The organism is Burkholderia lata (genome assembly GCF_902499335.1).
Lineage (GTDB): Bacteria > Pseudomonadota > Gammaproteobacteria > Burkholderiales > Burkholderiaceae > Burkholderia > Burkholderia lata_B.
In genome coordinates this window covers 290,442-312,543 of record NZ_CABVQK010000009.1, presented here as the reverse complement: position 1 = coordinate 312,543, position 22,102 = coordinate 290,442, and the positions used below count along the sequence as shown (strand labels likewise).

24 protein-coding genes are annotated in these 22,102 nt (G+C 68.2%); 8 read left to right on the top strand and 16 right to left on the bottom strand.

Going from position 1 to position 22,102, the window contains the following annotated elements; all coding sequences use genetic code 11:
- Positions 1–518: 518 nt before the first annotated feature.
- From BCO18175_RS23620 to BCO18175_RS23605, 4 genes are all read right to left on the bottom strand, one after another.
- Positions 519–965, bottom strand: coding sequence for a hypothetical protein (locus tag BCO18175_RS23620; RefSeq protein WP_174984530.1), 447 nt, complete (start codon positions 963–965; stop codon positions 519–521).
- 379 nt (positions 966–1,344) lie between these two features.
- A complete protein-coding gene (locus tag BCO18175_RS23615; protein ID WP_174984527.1) occupies positions 1,345–2,004 on the bottom strand; it encodes a methyltransferase family protein in 660 nt (219 codons plus the stop codon).
- Between the two features lie 140 nt (positions 2,005–2,144).
- Positions 2,145–2,309 carry a hypothetical protein gene (locus BCO18175_RS23610; RefSeq protein ID WP_011353821.1) on the bottom strand — a complete coding sequence of 55 codons (165 nt, stop codon included), beginning with the start codon at positions 2,307–2,309 and terminating at the stop codon, positions 2,145–2,147.
- A gap of 249 nt (positions 2,310–2,558) precedes the next feature.
- Complete coding sequence (locus BCO18175_RS23605) at positions 2,559–2,978, bottom strand: HIT family protein (RefSeq protein ID WP_174984524.1); 420 nt, start codon at positions 2,976–2,978, stop codon at positions 2,559–2,561.
- 295 nt (positions 2,979–3,273) lie between these two features.
- On the opposite strand from BCO18175_RS23605, the gene BCO18175_RS23600 reads away from it, so the two are divergent.
- Entirely contained in the window at positions 3,274–4,437 is a 1,164-nt protein-coding gene (locus tag BCO18175_RS23600; RefSeq protein ID WP_174984521.1) for a hypothetical protein, read from the top strand.
- Positions 4,438–4,629: 192 nt separating this feature from the next.
- A complete protein-coding gene (locus BCO18175_RS23595) occupies positions 4,630–6,030 on the top strand; it encodes a serine hydrolase domain-containing protein (RefSeq protein ID WP_174984518.1) in 1,401 nt (466 codons plus the stop codon).
- A gap of 89 nt (positions 6,031–6,119) precedes the next feature.
- Here the strand turns inward: BCO18175_RS23595 and BCO18175_RS23590 are convergent, their stop codons facing one another.
- The 6 genes from BCO18175_RS23590 to BCO18175_RS23565 form a co-directional block, all read right to left on the bottom strand.
- The gene (locus BCO18175_RS23590; RefSeq protein WP_174984515.1) at positions 6,120–6,743 is read right to left on the bottom strand and encodes a glutathione S-transferase family protein; all 624 of its coding nucleotides are present in this window, start codon (positions 6,741–6,743) and stop codon (positions 6,120–6,122) included.
- A gap of 72 nt (positions 6,744–6,815) precedes the next feature.
- The gene (locus BCO18175_RS23585; protein WP_174984513.1) at positions 6,816–8,315 is read right to left on the bottom strand and encodes a TIGR01777 family oxidoreductase; all 1,500 of its coding nucleotides are present in this window, start codon (positions 8,313–8,315) and stop codon (positions 6,816–6,818) included.
- Positions 8,312–9,184 carry a thiol-disulfide oxidoreductase DCC family protein gene (locus BCO18175_RS23580; RefSeq protein ID WP_174984510.1) on the bottom strand — a complete coding sequence of 291 codons (873 nt, stop codon included), beginning with the start codon at positions 9,182–9,184 and terminating at the stop codon, positions 8,312–8,314. Before BCO18175_RS23580 ends, BCO18175_RS23585 begins: the two co-directional genes overlap by 4 nt.
- A gap of 100 nt (positions 9,185–9,284) precedes the next feature.
- Complete coding sequence (locus BCO18175_RS23575) at positions 9,285–9,755, bottom strand: DUF2269 family protein (protein WP_174984507.1); 471 nt, start codon at positions 9,753–9,755, stop codon at positions 9,285–9,287.
- Positions 9,752–11,059, bottom strand: coding sequence for an SDR family oxidoreductase (locus tag BCO18175_RS23570; RefSeq protein WP_254608159.1), 1,308 nt, complete (start codon positions 11,057–11,059; stop codon positions 9,752–9,754). Before BCO18175_RS23570 ends, BCO18175_RS23575 begins: the two co-directional genes overlap by 4 nt.
- Positions 11,060–11,148: 89 nt before the next feature.
- Positions 11,149–11,682: a GbsR/MarR family transcriptional regulator gene (locus tag BCO18175_RS23565; RefSeq protein ID WP_006480371.1), complete on the bottom strand. Its 534-nt coding sequence runs from the start codon at positions 11,680–11,682 to the stop codon at positions 11,149–11,151.
- A 161-nt stretch (positions 11,683–11,843) separates the two neighbouring features.
- On the opposite strand from BCO18175_RS23565, the gene fabV reads away from it, so the two are divergent.
- A complete protein-coding gene (gene fabV / locus BCO18175_RS23560; protein ID WP_174918006.1) occupies positions 11,844–13,046 on the top strand; it encodes an enoyl-ACP reductase FabV in 1,203 nt (400 codons plus the stop codon).
- 64 nt (positions 13,047–13,110) lie between these two features.
- Here the strand turns inward: fabV and BCO18175_RS23555 are convergent, their stop codons facing one another.
- Positions 13,111–13,815 carry an SDR family oxidoreductase gene (locus BCO18175_RS23555; RefSeq protein WP_174984504.1) on the bottom strand — a complete coding sequence of 235 codons (705 nt, stop codon included), beginning with the start codon at positions 13,813–13,815 and terminating at the stop codon, positions 13,111–13,113.
- A 343-nt stretch (positions 13,816–14,158) separates the two neighbouring features.
- On the opposite strand from BCO18175_RS23555, the gene BCO18175_RS23550 reads away from it, so the two are divergent.
- Complete coding sequence (locus tag BCO18175_RS23550) at positions 14,159–14,743, top strand: TetR/AcrR family transcriptional regulator (protein ID WP_174984501.1); 585 nt, start codon at positions 14,159–14,161, stop codon at positions 14,741–14,743.
- A 93-nt stretch (positions 14,744–14,836) separates the two neighbouring features.
- On the opposite strand, the gene BCO18175_RS23545 is transcribed toward BCO18175_RS23550, so the two are convergent.
- Positions 14,837–15,415, bottom strand: coding sequence for a hypothetical protein (locus BCO18175_RS23545; RefSeq protein WP_174984498.1), 579 nt, complete (start codon positions 15,413–15,415; stop codon positions 14,837–14,839).
- 283 nt (positions 15,416–15,698) lie between these two features.
- Between BCO18175_RS23545 and BCO18175_RS23540 the strand changes: the two genes are divergently transcribed.
- Positions 15,699–16,616, top strand: coding sequence for a DMT family transporter (locus BCO18175_RS23540; RefSeq protein ID WP_174984495.1), 918 nt, complete (start codon positions 15,699–15,701; stop codon positions 16,614–16,616).
- Between the two features lie 15 nt (positions 16,617–16,631).
- Here the strand turns inward: BCO18175_RS23540 and BCO18175_RS23535 are convergent, their stop codons facing one another.
- Positions 16,632–17,417 carry a YhfC family intramembrane metalloprotease gene (locus tag BCO18175_RS23535; RefSeq protein WP_174984492.1) on the bottom strand — a complete coding sequence of 262 codons (786 nt, stop codon included), beginning with the start codon at positions 17,415–17,417 and terminating at the stop codon, positions 16,632–16,634.
- 11 nt (positions 17,418–17,428) lie between these two features.
- Positions 17,429–17,959 carry a GNAT family N-acetyltransferase gene (locus tag BCO18175_RS23530; protein ID WP_174984489.1) on the bottom strand — a complete coding sequence of 177 codons (531 nt, stop codon included), beginning with the start codon at positions 17,957–17,959 and terminating at the stop codon, positions 17,429–17,431.
- 204 nt (positions 17,960–18,163) lie between these two features.
- Between BCO18175_RS23530 and BCO18175_RS23525 the strand changes: the two genes are divergently transcribed.
- From BCO18175_RS23525 to BCO18175_RS23515, 3 genes are all read left to right on the top strand, one after another.
- Positions 18,164–18,520, top strand: coding sequence for an ArsR/SmtB family transcription factor (locus BCO18175_RS23525; protein ID WP_174984876.1), 357 nt, complete (start codon positions 18,164–18,166; stop codon positions 18,518–18,520).
- The gene (locus tag BCO18175_RS23520) at positions 18,501–18,977 is read left to right on the top strand and encodes an SRPBCC family protein (protein WP_174971325.1); all 477 of its coding nucleotides are present in this window, start codon (positions 18,501–18,503) and stop codon (positions 18,975–18,977) included. The genes BCO18175_RS23525 and BCO18175_RS23520 overlap by 20 nt, the downstream gene beginning before the upstream one ends.
- A gap of 124 nt (positions 18,978–19,101) precedes the next feature.
- Positions 19,102–19,578 (top strand): SRPBCC family protein, encoded by a 477-nt coding sequence (locus tag BCO18175_RS23515; RefSeq protein ID WP_059487757.1) that lies wholly within the window; start codon positions 19,102–19,104, stop codon positions 19,576–19,578.
- 28 nt (positions 19,579–19,606) lie between these two features.
- Here the strand turns inward: BCO18175_RS23515 and BCO18175_RS23510 are convergent, their stop codons facing one another.
- Positions 19,607–20,737, bottom strand: coding sequence for an amidohydrolase family protein (locus tag BCO18175_RS23510; protein WP_174984486.1), 1,131 nt, complete (start codon positions 20,735–20,737; stop codon positions 19,607–19,609).
- Position 20,738: 1 nt separating this feature from the next.
- Positions 20,739–22,046 (bottom strand): MFS transporter, encoded by a 1,308-nt coding sequence (locus BCO18175_RS23505; protein ID WP_174984483.1) that lies wholly within the window; start codon positions 22,044–22,046, stop codon positions 20,739–20,741.
- Positions 22,047–22,102 lie beyond the last annotated feature (56 nt).

The window sequence follows — 22,102 nt, the reverse complement described above, 5'->3', positions numbered from 1 at the left end:
GCAGCCGCGATGCGCGGTGAGGAAGCGTGGCGCGACGGTCTGGCTATCAGGGAAATCCTGACGGGCGGGGCAGCGCACTCGTTCGCCGGGACGCAAGAGGCGCAGGCGAGTAACCGCAGCCATCCCGGTCACGCGTGCGGGTCGCGACACATCTGGTTACGCAGATTGAAGAGGTGCGACGCGCGCACGTCAGCGGGCTGCTCCGCGCCGATCATGAGTGATCGTCAGGCTGGAAGACGGGCCAACGGAAATCGAACGAAACGCGAATGGTGTCGACGCTGCCCGGACGCATTCAGTCACGAGACGCGATGTAGTCGGGAAACGGGGAAATGCAGCGAGGAGGGAAACTTGCCTGCCCGTCGATCGGGCATCCGGCCGCGGCTGAAGAAGCCGGAAAGTGTTCGCCGGTCTGGCCGGCGATGACGGCCCGGCAGGCCGCCGGGCCGAATCTCGCGTCGGGTGCCGACGCCGTCGGCGCGCCGGTGCGCCGTTCGCGCACCGAGCCGCGCCAGCGGCGATCAGTCCCAGTCGCGGTGATGACGATGCTTGCGGTGGCGATAGCCACGATCGCCGCGGCCGCCGTAATCGCGCTCGTACGAGTTGCGCGACATGTTGCCGCCGAGCGCCGCGCCGGCGCCGCCGCCAACCGCCGCACCCAGCAGGCCGCCCGTGCGGCCGCCCATTGCGTTGCCTGCCGCGGTACCTGCACCGCCGCCGAGGGCGCCGCCGATGATCGCGCCGGTGCGCTCGTGACGGTTCGACGTCACCGCGCCACCCGCGCCGCCGCCGATGGCGCCGCCGATCACCGAGCCCGTGCTGCCGCCGAGCGCACCGCCGACCGCTGCGCCGGCTACCCCGCCGAGCGCGCCGCCAAGCGCGTTGTTCATGTCACCGGCCAATGCCGGCAGCGAGGTCGCGCCGGTCAGCACGGCGACGACGAGAGCGGGGGCGATTTTCTTCCACATTCCCGTATTCTTCCTTGTTCGCAATCTGGTTTATTGAAGGTCCGCTCGGTACGACGATCTGAATCGATCGACGTCGGGTCAGGCATTGTGCCGAACCGTGGACCAATTCATTTCAATGAGCTTGCGGCGAAGAATAGCACCGGTCCCACATCCTTGCCGTGGACATTCTGGTAACAAGTTGTTTACGAATAAGCGATCTCGAACACGCGCACCGGAATGCCCGCAAACCCGCGCCGGCATTGGCTTCGCCGAGGGTCCGGCCCTGCGGAGGAACGATCCGGCGATGCACGGCGTCGCACGTTTGCGACACACGTGGCAACACATCGGGAACGAATCGCGGGCGGACGCCGAAACGACGGTCGCGGAGAAATGAAGGGGGTCAGTACACGCCGGGCAGCAGACGCCAGGTTTGCGCGCAATACGCGTCGTATTCGGCGCCGAATTGCGCACGCAGCAGCGCCTCTTCGGAGCGGATGCGCGCGACGAGGGGCACCATCGTCAGCACGACCAGCAGCAAGCCGACACCCGAGCGAAACGCCAACGCCCAGCCGACCGAATTGACGAGCAGGCCGAGATAGCTCGGATTGCGGATGCGGCGGTAGATGCCGTCGGTCACGAGGGTATGGCCCGGCTGGATCGCGACGAGCCCGCTGAAGCGCTTGCCGAGCACGAATACCGGCCAGATGCGCAGCACGCCGCCCGCGATGTACAGCACGACGCCGATCCAGCGCACCGTATCGCCGCCGAAGGTCCAGAAGTCGAGCCGGTCAGTCAGCGCGGGCAGGTACGCGAGCAGCAACCCGCTTACCCCGAACGCCGCGAGCACCCAGCGGTTGTCACGGTTCTCGCGCTCGCCGCTGCTCAGGTTGCCTTCGGTGAACATCGCGACGACGGCCATCGCGAGCGTCGCGACGACAGCAACAGTCAGTGGCGGATGCGAGAAGAAGGCCGCGAACCCGCCGCTGCCGAGCACCGCGAGCCCGAGATAGACGAGCGTGGAGACGCCCGACACGACTGCGACCTTGCGTGTGACTGTCATGACTGCCTCGCCGGAGTGCGCTTTCCTGTGAAGTATAGGAACCGCGCGCACGCCGCGCAGTGCACCGCCGTCATGCGGTACGCGAATCCGCGCGAATCGTCCGGCGAAAGGCTGCGGCCAGCGCCGCGCCTGGTGCCCGATCAGCGGATACGGAAGTTGCCGCCGATCCCGACGCTGACGGGCGGCGCGTAATACGCCGGCGCATAGCCGTAGTAGGCCGGCGCGGGCGCGTAGCCGTACGGCGGCGCGACGTAGCAGCCGGACAGGCCGCCGATCAGGGCAAGCGTGATGAGAAGTCTGGTCATGGCTCGATTCCCGGCGCGAAAGACGAATGGCACCTCGCGAAAGCCGCATCGCCGCGACGTGCGGCGGCCGGCACGAAGAGGCGATCCGCCCTTCCTGTCGCTCAGTGAAGCAATGCGCGGAGTCTAGCGCCGGGTTGACCGGGACGAGTTTCGCCGGCGGTTACAGGTGTTACCTCGCGTGACCGCCGAAACACCCGATGGCACGGCGGCCGGCCGGTGCACCGTGCCGTGCCGCGTGCGATCGATGCGTTACACGAAGCGCGCGCGAATGCGCTGCGCGAGCACTTCGAGCGTCGCCGCGTCGGCGATCTCGCGCGCATGCATCCGCAGCTCGGCGCCTTCCCAGCGCGGGATCACGTGGAAGTGCACGTGCGGAACCGTCTGGCCGGCTGCCGCGCCGTTGAACTGGCCGATGAACACGCCGTCCGGCTCGAGCGCCGCGCGCACCGCCGCCGCGACGCGCTGCGTCATGCGGATGCCGGCCGCGGCTGCGTCGCCGGACAACTCGAAGATCTGCGCGGCCGGCTCCTTCGGGATCACGAGCACGTGGCCGTCGGCCTGCGGCATCAGATCCATGATCGCGAGGGTCGCGTCGTCTTCCGCGACCTTCACGCACGGCAGTTCGCCGCGCAGGATTTTGGCGAACGGGTTGTTGTTGTCGTAGGACATGGCGTTTTCCGATAACGGTTGGATTGGGAAAGTGGGAGAGCGATGCCGGACGATTATCGGCCGACGGCGGGTCGGATTTCAACTTGTCAGGCCGCATCGCCCTTTCCGCGAACAATGGACGCCAGCCCGCATGCAACATCCGTAACAGATTGGAATATCCGGCCCTCGCCATCCGTTTATTTCGAGCGTGGGTTCACGTGGCCAGTGCACGATCGCGAACCCGCGCCGGACACCCGTCGGCTGCGCAGGCCGGCAGCCGGGATGACTGATCGCGATCATCAACCGGAGTCATGCCATGGACCCTCTCCCCTCCTGTCGTTCACCCGCCGCGGCCGTGTTCGCGGCTGATCCGCCTGTCCTCGCGCGCGTCCGGCACGCGCTTTGTCGTGCGGCTTGCGGCGCCGGGCTGGTCGCGTTGTCGTCGGCGTTCGCGTGGGCCGGCGGCAGCGACATCATCCTGCCGATTCCATCGTTCACCGCATCGACCGTGCCCGCCAATGGCGATGTCAATCCGTACGGCATCGCATTCGTGCCGCGCGGCGTGCCGACCTGGAGCACGCTGAAACCCGGCGACGTCGTCGTGTCCAACTTCAACGCGTCATCGAACACGCAAGGCACCGGCACGACGATCGTGAAGCTGTCGCCCGGCAAGACGCCGGCGACGTTCTTCCAGGGCACCAATCTCGGCCTGACGACCGCGCTCGTGGTGCTGCGCAGCGGCTTCGTGCTGGTCGGCAACGTGCCGGCGCCGGACGGCAAGACCGTCGTGCCGCCGGGTTCGCTGCTCGTCATCGGTCCGCAGGGCAATCTCGTCACGCAACTGTCCAGCGCGGCGCTGCTCGACGGGCCGTGGGACATGACCGTGATCGATCGAGGCCAGCGCGTGACCGCGTTCGTGTCGAACGTGCTGAACGGGACGGTCTCGCGCATCGAGCTCGCGATCGGCGACAACGGCGTCACGATGCTGCCGGGCTCGCGCGTCATCGCGTCGGGCTACGTGAATCGAACCGATCCCAATGCACTCGTCGTCGGCCCGACCGGCCTCGCGTACGACCCGAACATCGACGTGCTGTATGTCGCCTCCACCGGCGACAACGCGGTGTTCGCGATCCAGAACGCCGCGTCGACGAATCGCAACGGCGGCGTCGGACGCATGATCTACTTCGACGCGGCGCACCTGCACGGCCCGCTCGCACTGGCGCTCGCACCGAACGGCCATCTCGTGACCGCGAACGGTGACGCGGTCAACGCCGATCCGCTGCAGCCGAGCGAGATCGTCGAATTCACGGTGGACGGGCGCTTCATCGCACAAATGCAGGTCGACACCGTGTCGGGGGCGGCGTTCGGCCTTGCATTCGGGCGCGGTAGCAAAGGCCAACTGGAATTCGCGGCCGTCGACGACAACACGAACACCGCGACGGTCTGGAACCTGCGCTTCGACAATGACAACGCGCAATGACGCACCAGTTGAACGGGCCGCACACGGCCCGTTCGACATGGCCGATCGACACACACGATTCACACACGCCGGGCAACGTGCGCCCTAGCGACGCCGCCCGGCACCTCCCGCACCCGCGATTGCCACCGCCGGCCCGAACCTGCGACACTGCCGGTTCATGTTCCGCCTGCAGACAACCGAGGACGCTCGCGCATGACGATCCCCCTCAAGAAGCTGATCCTGCGCGGCGTCGCGCTCGCCGTCGTCGCCGCGGTCGGCTACACGGGCTACATGCTGTCCCGGCTCGCGCCGATCGCGACCGGCTATGCGGCGAAGGCGCTGTGTTCCGGCGTGTACGTATCGGGCCGCCCGGCCACGTCCGTGATAGACGTCGACATCATGGCCGGCGTGCATCCGCTGCTGAAACTGGTGCACCCGTCGATCGATCCCGACCATCATCGCGCAACGGCCACCTTCGCCGGCTTCGCCGAACGCGAAGCCGACTTCCGGCCGGGGCTCGGCTGCACGCTCGCGATCGGGCCGTCGCCCGGCGCGTTGCCGGCCGCGCTGCCGCCTCTCCCCGATCCGCCTGCCGCTCAACCGGCACCGGCCACGCCGCCGGCCGGCATCGACGCACAAAAGCTGCAGACCGCGCTCGACCGCGCGTTCGACGAGCCCGATCCGGCACGGCCACGGCGCACGCGCGCGGTCGTCGTGATGTGGCACGGCCAGGTGATCGCCGAACGCTATGCACCCGGCTTCACGGCCGACACGCCGCTGCCCGGCTGGTCGATGACGAAGACCGTGACGGCCGCGCTGGTCGGCAGGCTCGTCGCTCAGCGCAAGCTGTCGCCCGATGCGTCGGCGCTGCTGCCCGAATGGCGCGGCAGCGGCGATCCGCGCGCGGCCATTACGCTCGACGAGCTGCTGCGGATGACGAGCGGCCTGCAATTCAACGAGGACTACGACGACCCGCTGTCCGACGTCGCGTTGATGCTGTACGCGCAGCCCGATACCGCGCGGTTTGCGTCGGAAAAGCCGCTCGCCGCGACACCCGGCACACGGTGGTCCTACTCGAGCGGCACGAGCGCGATCGTCGCGCGCGTGATGCGCGAAGCGCTGGGCGGCAGCGACGGCGACTACCTCGCGCTTCCGCGCCGTGCGCTGTTCGCGCCGCTCGGGATGCGCAGCGCGGTGTTCGAGCCCGATGCGGCCGGCACGCTCGTCAGCGCGTCGTACATGTATGCGAGCGCGCGCGACTGGGCGCGCTTCGGGCAGCTGCTGCTGCAGGACGGCGTGTGGGACGGGCAGCGGCTGCTGCCGGAAGGCTGGGTGCGCTACCTGACGCGCGCGACGCCGCAGTCGGAGCGGCAGGAGTACGGCGCGCAGCTGTGGGTCAAGGTGCCGGAGCCGTTCAACGATCGCGATCCGCATGCGGCCGCGATGCCGGCCGACGCGTTTCATGCGGTCGGCCACGAAGGCCAGTTCGTGAGCGTGGTGCCGAGCCGGCAACTGGTGGTCGTGCGGCTCGGGCTGTCGCGGCCGGAATCCGCGTGGAACCACGAGGCGTTTCTCGCGCGCGTGCTCGACGCGGTGCCGGCGCCCGGCGCGTGACAACGGGCCCGCGGGCCCGTGCATACCGGTCATGACGCGAACGCGGCGGCGCTTGCCATGCCTCCGCGCCGCGCACTACCGGCAACGCATCACGGGTTCGCGCTGCCTGCGTACTTCTGGAAGCCTTCGCGCGTCGCGAGACGTTCGATATAACGCGACACCGCCGGGAAATCCGGATGCTCGAACGGCGTGCCGAACCAGCGGTTCACCGACAGGCCGATCGGAATGTCCGCGAGCGTGAAGCCGTTGCCGGCCACGTACGCGCCGGTCGCTTCGAGCTGCGCGTTCAGCACCTGCATGTGCTTCGTCCAGCCCGCGATCGACTGCGCAATGCCGGCCGGATCCTGGTGATCGGGCGATTTCCGCACGAGGCCGAGGAACGCGCCGACCCACGAACGGTTCAGGTCCGCGCCCTGCCAGTCGATCCATTGATCGACCCGCGCGCGCGCCTGCGGCTCGGCCGGATACAGCGCGTCGCCGCCATAGCGGTTCGCGAGGTAGCGGATGATCGTGTTCGATTCCCAGAGTACGAAATCGTCGTCCTTGATGACGGGCACGAGACCGTTCGGATTCAGCGCGAGATAGCCCGGATCGTTGGTCGTGCGGAAGCCCGCGCCCCAGTCTTCCTGTTCGAACGGCAGGTTCAGCTCGGTGCACAGCCACAGCACCTTGCGAACGTTGATGGACGGGATCTTGCCGAGGATGTGCAGCATGCAGTCTCCTTGTGAGGTCGGATGCGGAGCGCCCGGGACGCACCACACGTCCCGAACGCGTTCACGCCGAATTTATACACGACCACGTGGCAAACGACATGCCGTACGCGGAAAATCCGCGTGCGGACGATTCGTCAGGTCACGCAGCGCGCGCTCGGCCGTCGGGAACCGGAACATGAATCCGTCCTGATGCAACCGCGCCGGCATCACCCGCTGGCCGTCCAGCAGCAGCTCGGCCATCTCGCCCATCGCGATGCGCAGCGGCGCGGCCGGCACGTGCAGCCAGGCCGGACGATGCAGCACTTTCGACACGACCTGCACGAACTCGCGCTGGGTCAGCGGCGCGGGCGCGACCGCGTTGTAGACGCCGTGCATGCCCGGGTTCGCCATCGCACGCGCGATGATCCGCAGCACGTCGTCCCGGTGGATCCAGCTCATCACCTGCGCGCCGTCGCCGAATCGTCCGCCCATCCCGAAGTAATGCGGCAGCAGCATCGGGCGCAGCGCGCCGCCAGGGCCGAACACGACGCCCAGCCGCAGCACGACCGAGCGCACGCCGTGGCGCTCGAGCGCCTGCGCGGACTGCTCCCACTGCCGGCACAGCTCTGACATGAAGCCGGTGCCGGCGCTGCTGCTCTCGTCGAGCCGCTCGTCGGCAGGGCGCACGCCGTAGTAACCGATCGCCGATGCCTGGATCCACGTGCGCGGCTTGACCTCGGCAGTCTCGACCCAGCGCATCAGCGATTCCGTGACGCCGACGCGGCTCGCGAGCAGCACCGCCTGCCGGCGCTTGCTCCAGCGTGCGCCCAGCACCGGCGCCCCCGCGAGATTGATGACCGTGTCGAAACGCTCGTGCGGCTGCAGCTGCTCGACGGCCGTCATGCTACGCACGCGGCCGTGAAACTGATACGCCGCGCGCAGCGGATCGCGCGCCAGCAACGTGACCGCATGCCCCGCGTCGAGCAGCTGGTTCACGAGGGTTTCGCCGATGAAGCCGGTCCCGCCGGTCACGAGCACGTTCCCCGGCGGCTGCCCCGCGAACGGATTGGCGACCGGCGCGCGGTGCGCGATCCGGCAGGCCGCGATCCCGTCGCGGATTCCCGATACCGTCACGCCGACGGCAAAGAGGCTCAGCAGCCAGCCGCGCCAGCCGAGATCGAGCGGCTGCAGCGCGGTCGGCTCGTGCGCCCACGCGGCCAGTTGCATCGCGATCATCCCGAACAGCGCGCCGCCGTTGACGGCCAGCAGCGTGTGCAGCACACGCTCGGTCGCCGGCAATTTGCGGCTCTGGTCCTCGACGACGAAATCCCACAGCGTCAGCACCACCTCGACGACCACCACCGCCGCGAGGGCCGCGACCCACGCGCCATGAAACGCGACGTTCGCGATCGACGCGAACACGAGGCCGTAGAGCACGGAACGCACCGCGTGAATCGCCAGCTCGAGCCGCGCACCCGGGCTGTGCGGCAGATCCTGCGTGAGTTCATGGTGATAGAGCGTATCGAATGCGCCCATCGCGCCCTGCACGATCAGCAGGTTGAGCGCCCAGTCGAAAGCAGGCAAGGTGTTCATACGGTATCTCTCCTCCACAGCCAGACGAGCGGCGGCACCATCGCGACGAGTGCCGCCGCGTCGATCGCCACGTGGCCCGATACATGGGCCTGCAATGAAAACAGCATGTCCTGCGGCGCCCAGATCAACAGGCCGGCCAGCAGCCAGCCCCACACTTCGCGCCGGCGCAGCCGGTTGCCGAGGTGGACGAGCGCCAGCATCCAGACCGATGCGCATTGCACCGTCGCGCCGATCAGCGACATCCACCAGATCTGCTGCGCACGCGCCGGATCGGGCGCCGCTCCCGCCCAGAAATGCAGCTCGATGACGCGGTGATACGTGTCGAGCCATGGCGCGCCGGCTACCCACGGAACGGCAATGCCGACGAGCAGGTGTGCGATTGCCGCGCCGTACATCCAGGTCACCACGATGCTGCGTGCAGCGTCACCCGCCGGCCGAGCCGCCTTGGGTTCGGCGGCTCGGCCGCGACCGCTACTGCACGCCGCCCCGTCGCACTGCGCGTCGGCGTCGTAGCCGAGCCAGCGCGATACCGCATGCCGGTTGCGCGCGAAGCGGCGATACAGCGGCGCCAGCACACCGCGCACGACCGGCACGCGAAGCAGCCGGACGAGCCGGCGGTGCCCGGTCAGCGCATGGGCGGCCAGGAGGCTGTCCACGCCGGTCAGCATGCGTCCGTCGGGCAGGCGCGCGTGCAGCTCGCGATTCAGCGCGGGCAGGCCGACGCCCAGCGGCGCGGGATCGAAACCCGGCGCGGCGATATCGACGAAAGCCAGCCGCCGTCGCGCATCGCGGGCCCCGAGACGCTTGATCTCCGCCACGCTTAACGGACATCGTCCGTCGAAGTACAGCACCAGTTCACTTGAGTCCATGATTCGCATTCCTTCTTTTTGTCTGTCGCATGCTTCATGAATCGATCAACTGCTTTCCGCTGTGCCGAACCGCCGCTCCCGTGCAGCGGCGCCGGCGCGCTTACATCGGCTTGAGCACCATCAGGAAGTAGACGGTCAGCATCGCGAAGAACGCCGGATAGCCGAGCAGCTCCCAGCGCTTCGCATAGCGCCAGTACCGTTCCGGCAGCGCGGCAGCGCCGTTCGCGTGTGCGAGCTTCGCCATCGATGCGAGCTCGATCTGCAGCCACACGACCGGCAGCCAGCACGCGCCGGCGATCGCATACAGCACGATCGACGCAATGAGCCACGGCGTATGCCACGGCCAGCCGGCCGTGTGCGCGAGCCAGAGCCCCGATGCCGGCTGGAAGATCACGGCCGGCGTCGTGAACCACCAGTCCGCGCGCACCACGAGGCGCGACACGGCCGCGATCGCGGGCACCGAGCGCGTGCGGTTCGCGAAGAACAGGTAGAACGCGGTGCCGAACCCCGTGCCGACCATCAGCACCGACGACAGGATGTGAAGCGCCTTGATGACGAGATAGGTATTCAAGCTTGTTCTTCTTCTGAAAAAAGGATCAACAGGATCGCGAGAATCGGCACGTTCTTGAGCACCGGGCCGAACGGTTCAGCGAGCAGGCCCGGCATCGTGACCGCGATGACGGCCGAATACGCGAGGATCAGTGCGGCTTGCGCGACCCACAGGCGGCGTGACGGCGCGGCGACGGTCGCGATGCCCAACGCGAAGTCCAGCGCGCTGGCCGCATAGAGCGCGATCAGCGCAGGCAGCCCCGTCAGGTGCGCAGGCGCGAGCAGTGCAAGGCTCGCGTGCAGCGGATGAACGAACGCGCTGGCGATGGCCGTCCAGATCCACACGATCGCAAGCGCGCCGCGCAGCAGCGGACGACGCCACATCGCGAGCGCATCGCGACGCAGCGCGGCGGCCTCCGCGCCGATGAAGCGGTCGATCCCGCGCGGCGGGCGGCCGAGCATCGCCGTGACGGCGGCCGGATCGCCGGTGTTCCCGCCGCGCAGCATCGTCCACGTGTCGCGCGTGAAGATCGCACCCGGCAGCGTGCCGAGCAGCACGGCCGCCGCGCCGGCCAGCGGGCCCGGCAATGCAATGCGGGCGGCCGGCGGAAACCCCAGCGCGGCGCGGTAGCGGGCCAGCATCTCGCGGTATTCGACTTCGTCGTGGCCGACCACGTCGATCACCGCGCGGCCGGCCGCCGGCACATCGACGCACCGCGCGACGACTTCGGCGAGATCGTCAACGTGCACGGGGCGCAGCCGCTGATGGCCGCCCGCCGGCAGCACCTGCACGGGCAGGCTCGCAAGCATCCGGAAAAACCGCGCCGACGCGCCGGCCGTGCCGTAGACGAGCGCGGGACGCACGATCCGGTAGTCGATCGGCAGCGTCTGCAGGAAGCGGTCGGCCGCGACCTTGCTGGCGAAGTAGCGCGTATCGCCACGCTCGACGCCGAGCGCCGAGATCTGGATCACGCGCCGCACGCCTGCGCGGCAGCACGCGGTGAAGAGCGCGCACGGCGCGGCGCGATGCACGGCGTCGAGCGTCGCGCCGCGCTGATCGGCGAGGATACCGACCGCATTGATCACCACGTCGACGCCGTCCAGCCGCGCAAGCCACGCGTCGGGATCGACGTCCTTCGCGAAGTCGATCGCGACATCGCACGGGCCGGCCGCATGGCGCACGCCGCGCAGCACACGATGGCCGCCGGCTTCGAGTTGCGCGCACAGTGCCCGCCCGATGAAGCCGTTCGCGCCGCACACGAGGACGGTCATGCTGCGCGCCCCGGTGCGGCCATGCGGGTGGGTCGACGGCAAGACAGTGTTCATTTTCATCCTCTATTTACAGTTATTTCTGTACAGACAGAAATAACAACCCCAAAAAAAAGCGGGCTGGCTGCCCGCACTGCGCATACCGCTTACTTCGACGGCTTGCGCCTGACCGTCTGGCTGATCTTCGCGCCGATGCCGAGCGCCTTCATCAGCGTATCGGGCTTGAGCCGCAGCATCTCGTCCGACCAGGTCGTGAGCGTCTCGACGAACTGCAGCGTGTCGCGGATGCGCTGCTCGGTCTCGCGGCTCTCGTTCGCGATCTCCGGATTCGTCAGGCAATCGCGCAGCACCGTGAGCGTCGGCTCGATCTCGCGCTGGCGCCGCCCTTCGACGATCAGCTTGAACAGCTCCCAGATGTCGGTCGACGTCTCGAAGTGGTCGCGGCGGTCGCCCAGCACGTGCACGACCTTCGCCAGCCGCCACGCCTGCAGCTCCTTCAGGCTCGTGCTGACGTTGGAGCGCGCCACGTTGAGCGTCTCGGCGATCTCGTCGGCCGCGACCGGCCGGCCGGCCAGATAGAGCAGCGCGTGGATCTGCGAGACGGTGCGGTTGACGCCCCACCGCGAGCCCATTTCGCCCCAGTGGAGAATGAATCGTTCGGCAATCGGTGTGAGTTCCATGACGTGAAATTTAGGCATTTCAGTTATTTCTGTCAAGAGAGAAATAACCTGGCGATCCGCCCCGGTTCCGGCCGCGCCCGCCCGCGATCGGCCGCTTCCTTTACAATGCGCGGGATTTTCCCGAATTCAGGCCGTTTCCGCCTTTCAGACTAGAGGTTTCCATGATCATCAAACCGCGCGTGCGTGGCTTCATCTGCGTGACGACTCATCCGGTCGGCTGCGAAGCCAACGTCAAGGAACAGATCGACTACGTGACTTCGCACGGCCCGATCGCCAACGGCCCGAAAAAGGTGCTCGTGATCGGCGCGTCGACCGGCTACGGCCTCGCCGCCCGGATCTCGGCCGCGTTCGGCGCGGACGCGGACACGCTCGGCGTGTTCTTCGAGCGTGCCGGCAGCGAAACGAAGCCGGGCACGGCCGGCTGGTACAACAGCGCCGCGTTCGAGAAATTCGCCGCCGAAAAGGGGCGCTATGCGCGCAGCATCAACGGCGACGCATTCTCCGACAAGGTCAAGCAGGTCACGATCGACACCATCAAGCAGGATCTCGGCAAGGTCGATCTCGTCGTCTACAGCCTCGCGGCACCGCGCCGCACGCACCCGAAGACGGGCGAAACCATCAGCTCGACGCTCAAGCCGATCGGCAAGACGGTCACGTTCCGCGGCCTCGACACCGACAAGGAAGTGATCCGCGACGTCACGCTGGAACCGGCAACGCAGGAAGAGATCGACGGCACCGTCGCCGTGATGGGCGGCGAGGACTGGCAGATGTGGATCGACGCGCTCGATGAAGCCGGCGTGCTGGCCGACGGCGCGAAGACCACCGCGTTCACGTATCTCGGCGAGCAGATCACGCACGACATCTACTGGAACGGCTCGATCGGCGAAGCGAAGAAGGATCTCGACAAGAAAGTGCTGTCGATCCGCGACAAGCTGGCCGCGCACGGCGGCGACGCGCGCGTGTCGGTGCTGAAGGCCGTGGTCACGCAGGCCAGCTCGGCGATCCCGATGATGCCGCTGTACCTGTCGCTGCTGTTCAAGACGATGAAGGAAACCGGCACGCACGAAGGCTGCATCGAGCAGGTGTACGGCCTGTTCAAGGACAGCCTGTACGGCGCGACGCCGCACGTCGACGAAGAAGGCCGCCTGCGCGCGGACTACAAGGAGCTCGACCCGCAGGTGCAGGCGAAGGTCGTCGCGCAGTGGAACCACGTGACGAACGACAACCTGTACGAGCTGACCGACTTCACCGGCTACAAGACCGAGTTCCTGCGTTTGTTCGGCTTCGAGATCGCCGGCGTCGACTACGACGCGGACGTGAACCCGGACGTGAAGATCCCGGGCATCATCGACACCACCGTCTGACGGTGCGGCCCGCCGCCCGTGCCGTGTGTGCGGCGCGGGCGGCAGGGTCGAGATTCCGGCGACGTCAACGCTGCGCCGGTTCTTCCAGATAAACGCCCGACGACAGCGTGGCCTTCACGTGCCGCGTGAGTTCGTCGGTCGACACCTCTTCCGCCCCCGCTTCGATCGCTTCGTACGCCTGGCGCACGACGTCGGCGGGCGTCGCCTTCGGCACGTCGAGGCCGGCCGTCAGGTCGGTATCGATGAAGCCGGCATGCAACCCGACGACCTGCGTGCGCTGCTCGCGCAACGAATGGCGCAGCCCGTTGGTCAGCGCCCATGCGGCCGATTTCGACACGCCGTAGCTCGACAGGATCGGCCGGTTCACCCAGCTCGCGACGGACAGGATGTTCAGGATCGCGCCGCCGCCATGGCCGGCGAGAATGCCTGCAAACGCGCGCGCCGTCGCCAGCATCCCGAACACGTTGGTTTCGAAGTGAGCGCGCAACGCGTCGGCCGCGCCTTCGTCCGTCAGGCTGCCGAGCCGCGCGATGCCCGCGTTGTTGATCAGCAGCGTGACGTCGCGCGCCGCATCGGCCGCCGCGGCGACGGCCGCCGGATCGGTCACGTCGAGCTTCACCGGCACCACGCCCGGCAGCGTCACGGTGGCCGGATCGCGCGCCGCCGCATAGACCTTGCGCGCCCCTCTCGCCAGCGCCTGCTTCGCAAACTCGAGCCCGAGCCCGCGATTCGCGCCCGTGATGAACACCACTGCACCTTCGATCTTCATGATTGTTCCTTTCGCATGATGAATCGCATGCGCGCCGGCTCGCCGCGCGCATGAGATCCGGTGGAAAACCAGACTGCCATTGCATATCGAACCGTTGCGCCGCAGGCGGCAGACGGTGAGCCGTCCGCTGCCCGTCCGCCCGGGCGGCGCCAAAGACGCCGATCGATTGCCATCCGGTGTTCCGGCGGTGGCTTTGCACCCTCCGCCAAGTCGGCTACACTCGATGTCAATGTTGATCACCATTGTCTTTGCGATGCATTGTGTTCGCGCAATTCGACCATGTCAATGGTGATCGCCATTGTGTTTCCCAATCGACGCGATCGGCAAAATCAGGGAGGGATCTATGGGTGTGTCAAGACAGCAGGCTGCCGAGAACCGGAGCGCGATCGTCGCGGCCGCCGAGCGGCTGTTCCGCGTGCGCGGCGTCGATGCGGTGGGGCTTACGGAACTGATGAAGGAAGCCGGCTTCACGCAAGGCGGCTTCTACAACCACTTCAAGTCGAAAGACGCGCTGGTCGCCGAGGTGATGGACAAAGCGATGCAGGACCGCGCGGATTCGCCGAACGCCGGCAGTCTCGACGCGCAGGTGGCGCTGTATCTGTCGGCCGCGCATCGCGACAACGTCGAGGCCGGATGCCCGCTGTCGGGTTTCGCGGGCGATGCGCCGCGACTGACCGATGCGGCGCGTGCGTGCTACGCGCACGGCCTCGCCACGTATCTCGATCGGCTGGAACGGATGGTGGCCACGGAGGGTGCGACGCCGGCGCAGACGCGTCGCGACGCGATGGCCGTCTTCAGCCAGATGGTCGGCGCGCTCGTGCTGTCCCGTGCGATCGCCGGCACCGATCCGGCGCTGGCCGACGAGATCCTCGCCGCAGGGCGGGACACGCTCACCGCCGGGCGGGACGATCCTGGCGCGCCGGTGTAGTCGCTTCATGACGTCATGGCGTCATGGCGTGTCGGCCTGCGCGGCGTATCGCAGTATCGACGTGCGCGACCGCGCTTTCAGCGTCTTGCCGCGCTAGTCGACCGCCCGTGAAGCGTCCCACAGCGGCTGTGCACCGCGCGCCGCATTCCAGGCGGCAAAACGCGTGCGCCACGATTCGAACGGCTCCGCCAGCGGGTGGCGGGGATCGTCGCTGAGCGAATACGCCATTCCTTCGATCAGCCAGCGCGGCTTGGTCGCGACGGCCAGGTTGCCGAGCACTTCCGCCTGCCGGTGATGGATGAGCTCGTGCGCGAGAAAGTAGGTCTGCCAGCCGCGCGGTGCGACGACCACGCCGAAATTCCCGAGCGTCAGCGCCGCGCGTTGACCGAGGCCGAATGCATCGGCGCACGCCCGCGTCGAACAGAACACGACGCGCGGCGCCTCCTGGAATGCGCCGACAGCCGCCGCCGCGCGCGCATAGCCGTCGCGATAGAGCTGCCGCGCGTCGCCGAGCTTCGCGGCATCGTCGATGCAGATGTCTGCACTCGGGCACGACACGCCGGGGACCAGCGCGGGCGCGACGACGCGCAGCGGCTTGACGAGCGCATACGCGGCAATCGGCAGCGCGACGAGCAGGCCCGTGAGGGCGAAAGCGACATGGGAGCGTTTCATCGAGGCGGTGGTTCCGGGTGTTCTGCTGAAGTCTTCCTGCGTGAATATATCGGATCGGCGATGTCTCCGGCCCTGCTTGATTCCCTGACGGCACCCGGCCGCCTGCCTGCGCGCGCCGCGACCGGGGAGATGCTCCGATGCTTGCCTTTGCGATCGGCCATTTCGTCAAAACAAAGACTTTTTACGACCTAAAAGCGCCTGAATAATATATTGGACGCATTACCGCGCGCACCGCATCCTTGCCCTCTACCGGCCCGCAGTGGCCGCACGACGAGGACAGCACATGAACGGAAACGAACGGCTCGCCGGCATCGGCTACGGATTGCTCGCGGCGCTCATCTGGGGCGGCTTTCCGGTCGTCACGCGCCTCGGCGTCACGCACTCGGCCCTCGATGCATACGACATCGCGTTCATCCGTTTCGCCGTATCGGGCACGCTGCTGCTGCCCGTCCTGCTGCGCCGCGGCCTCGGCACGCTGCGCCCCGCGTCGGTCGCGCTGATGGTGACCGGTGCCGGCGCGCCCTACATCCTGACCGTCGCCGCGGCGTTGAGCCGCGCGCCGGTCGGCTACTTCGCACTGACGGCCGGCAGCATGATCGCGTTCACGGCGATCCTCGGCCGGCAGGTCGCGCACGAGCGGCTGACCGCCGCGCAGGTTGCCGGCATCGTCACGATCCTGGCCGGCATCGCGCTGGCCGCATCCGATGCGTTGCGCGGCGCGATCGCGCTGCCGGCCCTCTTGCTGTTCGTCCTCGGCGGCCTGCTGTGGGCCGTCTATAACGTCACGACGAAACGCACCGGCGCCGGTGCGCTGCACGCGACGGCCGTCGTGTCGGTCGGCTCCGCGTTGCTCTACTGCCCGCTCTATCTGGCCGTGCGCGGCGGCGCCGTGCTGCATGCGCCGGCCGCGGCCATCGCCACGCAGGCGATCTACCAGGGCGTGCTGATGTCGGTGCTGGCGCTCTACTGTTTCAGCCGGGCCGTCGTCGCGCTCGGCCCGGCGATCGGCGCGACCTTCGCCGCGCTGATGCCGCTGCTTGCCACGCTCGAGGCGATGCTGCTGCTCGGCGAACGACCGCATGCGCCGGCGCTGGCCGGCATCGCGATCGTCACGGCCGGGATGGGCTTGAGCCTCGTCAGCCAGTGGCGTGCGGGAGAACGGCCGGACATCCGCCCGCCGAACCCCGCCGCGCAAAGCTGACACCGGCCATCCCGTTCACGCGGCGCGCTCCGTGCGCGTATCGCCCGCCCCTGCTTCCCGGCGGCTCCAGCGCATCCCCAGCCACAGGAGCACGACACTGCACACGCACAGGAGCACCTCGACCAGCACGGTATCGACATGCCAGTACCGCGTGAGCAGTACGGCAACGAGGTCGAACATGAAATGGAACGCGATCGCATACGCGAGCCAGCGCTTCGTGCCACGGACGAACGCCTGCAGCACGATCAGCGACAGCCCCACATGCGCGGCCATCGCGCTCGCGCGTTCGAACAGCGCGAGAAACGGCGACACGAGCGTCATGCCCGCGAACTGCGCGCCGATCAGCGATTGATTGCCGGCCGACACGGTGAAACCCGCGTGCGCGAGCAGGTAGCCCGTGCCGAGCACGACGAACCCGACGCCGACCAGCAACATCGCCTCCAGCCCGCCATGCCCGAGCCCGAGCATCACGGCCGTTTGCGTGTCGTGCCGCTTCGGCAGCAGATACCGGAACGCGACCCAGCGCCCGCATTCCTCGAAGAGCCCGGCCGTCAGCGCCGCGAACACGAGCATCGGCACATGCCAGCGCGGACCGGACCCGAGCCAGTGGAACAGCGGGATCTGCCACGACAGGCGCAGCACCGGCTGGAACACGAAAAAGGTCAGCATGCCGTAGAAAAACACACGCCACGGAACCTGCGTGCGGCGCCACCACGCGGCCGCGAGCAACGCCGGCGCAATCAGCGCCACGACACCCGCCGCGAGCGTGAGGAACACGAGCACCGGGGCGACGGGATGCATGACGGATGCCGTTACGCCAGCTGCTTGTGGAAATACGTCGTCGCGCAGAGCGCGCCGTCAGGCATCAGCGCAAAGTTCGGCACGACGCCGACACGCTGCCAGCCGGCCCGCTCGTACAGCCGCTCGGCGTCGCCGCCCGTCACGGTGTCGAGCACCAGCACGGTCTTGCCGGCGTCGCGTGCGGCCGCGTCGGCCGCCGCCATCAGCCGCGCGGCGATGCCCTGCCGGCGCGCGTGCCGCGACACGAGCATCTTCGCGATATCCGCGCGATGCGGCTGGTTCTCGGGCTGCGCGGTCACGACCTGCACGGTGCCGAGGATGCGGCCGGCCGCGTCCTCGGCAACGAGCAGGATGCGCTCGCCGTTCGCGACGCCGTCGGCGACGTTCGTCCAGAACTTGACAGCGGTCGGCCGCTCGATCGGCAACATGAAGCTGACGGACGCGCCGCCCTCGACGCAATCGATCAGGACGTCGGCCAGCGCATCGACATGGGTCATCGCTTCGCCCGCGTCGACGCGACGGACAGTAACGGGTTCGGTCATGCCATCTCCGGTAGTCAGGTGGGCCGCACGCGCGGGTTCGGCGTGCGGCCGGATCGGAAAGAACACCGGCCGGTCATCGCGGCTCGCGCAACGGCGGCAGGCGCGCGGCAACGCCGCACCCGGTCGGCGCGTGTTGCCGCCCCATCATCCTACGCGACGAAAATTTCCGTTGCATCGCCGTTCACCTTCCCTATACTTAGCCACATGGCTAACCTTCAATCCAGCATCAGCGACGTCTTCCACGCCCTCGCCGATCCGACGCGCTGCGCGATCGTCAGCGCGCTCGGCCGCGGCGAGCAGACCGTCTCCACGCTGGCCGCGCCGTTCGACATGGCGCTGCCGTCATTCATGAAGCACGTCGCGGTGCTCGAGCGCAGCGGTCTCGTGCAGACCCGCAAAGCCGGCCGCTCGCGCACCTGCACGCTGGTCGGCAGCCGGCTGACCGAGGCCGAGGCATGGCTCGCCGAGCAGCGCGCGCTGTGGGAAGCACGATCCGATCGTCTCGTCGAATTCGTCGAACGCCGTCACCAGGAGGAACACGATGTCAGCAAACCCCGTTGAAGCCCATGATCTCGTCATCACGCGCACGCTGCATGCGCCGCGCCACGCGCTGTGGCGCGCGTGGACCGACCCCGAACTGCTGAAGGAATGGTGGTGCCCGAAACCGTGGACTACCGAAGTGCGCGCGTTCGACCTGCGGCCGGGCGGCGCCTTCCACACGTTCATGCGCGGCCCCGACGGCGGCACGAGCGACAATCCCGGCTGCTTCCTGGAAATCGTGCCGGAATCGCGCATCGCGTTCACGTCGATGCTCACGGGCGGCTGGCGGCCGCAGGCGCCGTGGATGGGCTTCACGGCGATCATCACGATGGCCGACGACGATGCGGGCAGCCGCTACGAAGCGCGCGTGATGCATCCGGACGCCGCAACGCGCGAACGCCATGAAGCGCTCGGCTTCTTCGAGGGCTGGAACACCTGCATCACGCAGCTCGACGCCTTCGCCGCCGCGCTGCGCTGAGCCGAGCGCGACAGCGTTTGCGGTGATTGCATGCCGCGTCGCACGCGCCTAGGATTCCTGAAGGAAGCATGACGACACGCCGGCCGCCGGCGTGCACCGTCGCGCGCGTTCCGCGGGAGGCGACATGTTGCACACGCACACGCATTCAACCCGGGTCAGCCGGCACCTGAACGCCCCGCGCGGCCGCGTCTACCGCGCGCTGCTCGATCCGCACGCGGTCGAGCAATGGAAGGTGCCCGACGGCATGACGTGCCGCGTGCATGCGTACGACGCGCGCGAAGGCGGCGCGCTGCGCGTGTCGCTGAGCTACGACGCGCCGTCAGCCGGTACCGGCAAGACCACCGCGCGCACCGATACCTATCACGGCCGCTTCGTCACGCTCGTACCGGACGAGCAGATCGTCGAGATCGACGTGTTCGAGACCGACGATCCAATGCTGCGCGGCGCGATGACGATCACGATCACGTTGTCCGACGAAGCGGGCGGCACGCGCGTGGACGCCGTGCACGACGGGGTGCCGCCCGGCGTGCCGGCCGCCGACAACGAGACCGGCTGGCAAATGGCGCTGGCGAGGCTCGCGGCACTGGTGGAAGCCGGGTGAGCAAGCGCCGCGCCGGTCGCGGCGCGCGTCAGCCGAGCCGGTAAGCGCGCGTGACCGTGCCGCGGAACAGCGCGTCTCGCTCGTCCGGGCTGGCCTGCGCGGTCAGCCGCTTGAACGCATTCCAGCCGTTCACGAACGAATACGAGCCCTTGTCGACCGGGAAATTGCTCTCGAACATGCAGCGTTCGGGGCCGAATGCGTCGATGCAGGTCATCATCCACGGCTTCCACGCATCGGCGAGTTGCACGGAAGACGGCGGCCGCTCGCCCTTCTCGAAATCGAAGCCGTTGATGCGCATCCCGAGCCCGCCGACCTTCACGTACACGTTCGGCAGTTGCGCGAGCGTGCGCATCGACGCTGACCAGCGTTCGAACACCTCCGGCCGCTTGTCGGCATAACTCGCGATCCGCACGACACCGCCGCAGTGATTGACGATCACGCGCGTATCGGGGTTCGCCTTCGCAAGCTCGAACAATTCGGGCAGTTGCGGAAAGAACAGCCACGCGTCATACGAAAGCCCGAGCGGCGCGAGCTGCGCGACGCCCGCCCGGTACGCGGGATCGAGCAGCAGCCCGCGCGGCACCGCCGACAGCGGATTGGCGAGCGTCGGATCGGCATCCCATGTCGTCAGGTGACGAACCCCGCGGAAGCGCCCGTGCCCGGCTTCGAGATGCGCTTCGAGCACCTCGCGCACGCGTTCGCCGAGACGCAGGTCCGCGTGACCGACGATGCCCTTCGCGACCGCCACCGGGCCGTGCTGCAACGGCTCGGTCACGCCCGCGACGTAGGCCGTCTCGCCCACCGGTTTCAGTTCGGCCGGGCCCGAATCGCGATAGCGCGTCTGCGCCTGCATGTAGACGGACGCCTGGATGTTGTGGCCCGAGCGCGCATCCTGCAAATAGTCGTCGAGCATGTAGATCCAGCCCGGCCGCTCATAGAAATGATGATGCGCGTCGACGATCGGCAGGTCGGGCTCGAGCGCGGGTTCGAGCGCCGACGCGAGCCAGTCGGGCCGGACCGCAAGATAGTTGCTTTGCGTCGTCATGCGGGAAACGCCCTCCTGGGTTGCCGCGCGCGTCTCGATGAACGCGGGCAGCGTGAGCGATGCGGCGGCCGCGCCGAGCAGCCGGCGTCGCTTGATCGAAATTGTCGTGTCCATGTCATTCGCTCCGGTCGAACGCATACAGCGACAGCGTGAGCAGCGTCGTGATCGCGAGCACGATCGCGAGGCCGAGCATGCCGGCGGTAAAGGTGCCGAAGCTGTCCTTCAGGTAGCCGACGAGATAAGGGCCCGCGAAGCCGCCGAGCGCGCCGATCGAGTTGATCAGCGCGAGCCCGCCGGCCGCGGCCTGGCCGGACAGGAAGCGCGAGGGCAGCGTGTAGAAGATCGTGCGGCCGGCGATCGTGCCGATCAGCGCGAGCGTGATGCCGACGAGTGCCGGCCCGAGCGTCAGGAAGTGCGCCGACACGCCGAGCGCCACCGCGCCGATGAACAGCCCGATCGCCAGGTTCACGACGGGGCCGCCGCGCCGGTCGACGCGCTTCGCCCACCACAGTAGCGCGACGGTCGCGAAGAAGTACGGCACCGCGGACAGCCAGCCCGTCTGCATCGTCGACATGCCGTGCGCCTTCAGCATCTGCGGCAGCCAGATGCCGATCCCGTAGGAACCCATCGTGAAGCCGAACGAGATCAGCGCGAGCACGTACACGCGCACGTCACGCAGCGCGACGCCGAAGCGCTTCTTGCGGCCGGCGGCCGCGCCGTCGCGCTCGAACGCGCGCTGCAGCGCCGCACGCTCGTCGTCCGACAACCACGCGGCATGCGTCGGCGAATCGGACAACAGCTTCAGCACGAGAAAGCCGAGTGCGCACGCCGGCAGCCCTTCGACGATGAACATCCACTTCCACCCCGCGAGCCCGAGCACGCCGTCGAGCTGCAGCAGCCAGGTCGACAACGGGCCGCCGATCAGCGACGACAGCGGCGTCGACACGGTGAACCACGCCAGCACGCGCGTGCGGTAGCTCGCCGGAAACCACACGGCGAGGAAGAAGATCACGCCCGGAAAGAAACCGGCTTCGCCGATGCCGAGCAGCAGCCGGATCGCATAGAAGCTCGTCGGCCCGGTCGCGAGCGCGGTCGCGGCCGCCATCAGCCCCCACGTGATCATGATCCGGGCGAGCCAGCGGCGCGCGCCGAAACGGTACAGCGCGAGATTGCTCGGTACTTCGAACACGCAGTAGCCGGCGAACATGATCCCCGCGCCCCAGCCGAACTGCGTCGCGGTCAGCCCGAGATCGCGGTTCATCGTGAGCGCCGCGAAGCCGACGCTCGTGCGGTCCAGGTAGTTGAAGAAGTACGCGAGCGCGAGCAGCGGGATGAAGCGCCACGCGGCCTTGCGCACGGCCCGTTGCTCGATCGACGCGTCGGTCTCGCGATCGGCGGCCAGTGCCGGGGAAGCGGATGTCATGGTTGTCTCCGTGGATGGGGCGATCCGCGCCCGTGCGTGGCACGGCCGGGACGCCT

Bases quoted from the DNA above. Each gene is read 5' to 3' on its own strand.
- BCO18175_RS23580 (WP_174984510.1), bottom strand. From the start codon at position 9,184: ATGGACTCAAGTGAACTGGTGCTGTACTTCGACGGACGATGTCCGTTA.
- BCO18175_RS23550 (WP_174984501.1), top strand. From the start codon at position 14,159: ATGGGTGTGTCAAGACAGCAGGCTGCCGAGAACCGGAGCGCGATCGTC.
- BCO18175_RS23600 (WP_174984521.1), top strand. From the start codon at position 3,274: ATGGACCCTCTCCCCTCCTGTCGTTCACCCGCCGCGGCCGTGTTCGCG.
- BCO18175_RS23555 (WP_174984504.1), bottom strand. From the start codon at position 13,815: ATGAAGATCGAAGGTGCAGTGGTGTTCATCACGGGCGCGAATCGCGGG.
- BCO18175_RS23605 (WP_174984524.1), bottom strand. From the start codon at position 2,978: ATGTCCTACGACAACAACAACCCGTTCGCCAAAATCCTGCGCGGCGAA.
- BCO18175_RS23515 (WP_059487757.1), top strand. From the start codon at position 19,102: ATGTTGCACACGCACACGCATTCAACCCGGGTCAGCCGGCACCTGAAC.
- BCO18175_RS23525 (WP_174984876.1), top strand. From the start codon at position 18,164: ATGGCTAACCTTCAATCCAGCATCAGCGACGTCTTCCACGCCCTCGCC.
- BCO18175_RS23570 (WP_254608159.1), bottom strand. From the start codon at position 11,059: ATGAACACTGTCTTGCCGTCGACCCACCCGCATGGCCGCACCGGGGCG.
- BCO18175_RS23520 (WP_174971325.1), top strand. From the start codon at position 18,501: ATGTCAGCAAACCCCGTTGAAGCCCATGATCTCGTCATCACGCGCACG.
- BCO18175_RS23585 (WP_174984513.1), bottom strand. From the start codon at position 8,315: ATGAACACCTTGCCTGCTTTCGACTGGGCGCTCAACCTGCTGATCGTG.
- BCO18175_RS23565 (WP_006480371.1), bottom strand. From the start codon at position 11,682: ATGGAACTCACACCGATTGCCGAACGATTCATTCTCCACTGGGGCGAA.
- BCO18175_RS23540 (WP_174984495.1), top strand. From the start codon at position 15,699: ATGAACGGAAACGAACGGCTCGCCGGCATCGGCTACGGATTGCTCGCG.
- BCO18175_RS23620 (WP_174984530.1), bottom strand. From the start codon at position 965: ATGTGGAAGAAAATCGCCCCCGCTCTCGTCGTCGCCGTGCTGACCGGC.
- fabV (WP_174918006.1), top strand. From the start codon at position 11,844: ATGATCATCAAACCGCGCGTGCGTGGCTTCATCTGCGTGACGACTCAT.
- BCO18175_RS23615 (WP_174984527.1), bottom strand. From the start codon at position 2,004: ATGACAGTCACACGCAAGGTCGCAGTCGTGTCGGGCGTCTCCACGCTC.
- BCO18175_RS23595 (WP_174984518.1), top strand. From the start codon at position 4,630: ATGACGATCCCCCTCAAGAAGCTGATCCTGCGCGGCGTCGCGCTCGCC.
- BCO18175_RS23590 (WP_174984515.1), bottom strand. From the start codon at position 6,743: ATGCTGCACATCCTCGGCAAGATCCCGTCCATCAACGTTCGCAAGGTG.
- BCO18175_RS23530 (WP_174984489.1), bottom strand. From the start codon at position 17,959: ATGACCGAACCCGTTACTGTCCGTCGCGTCGACGCGGGCGAAGCGATG.
- BCO18175_RS23535 (WP_174984492.1), bottom strand. From the start codon at position 17,417: ATGCATCCCGTCGCCCCGGTGCTCGTGTTCCTCACGCTCGCGGCGGGT.
- BCO18175_RS23545 (WP_174984498.1), bottom strand. From the start codon at position 15,415: ATGAAACGCTCCCATGTCGCTTTCGCCCTCACGGGCCTGCTCGTCGCG.
- BCO18175_RS23610 (WP_011353821.1), bottom strand. From the start codon at position 2,309: ATGACCAGACTTCTCATCACGCTTGCCCTGATCGGCGGCCTGTCCGGC.
- BCO18175_RS23505 (WP_174984483.1), bottom strand. From the start codon at position 22,046: ATGACATCCGCTTCCCCGGCACTGGCCGCCGATCGCGAGACCGACGCG.
- BCO18175_RS23510 (WP_174984486.1), bottom strand. From the start codon at position 20,737: ATGGACACGACAATTTCGATCAAGCGACGCCGGCTGCTCGGCGCGGCC.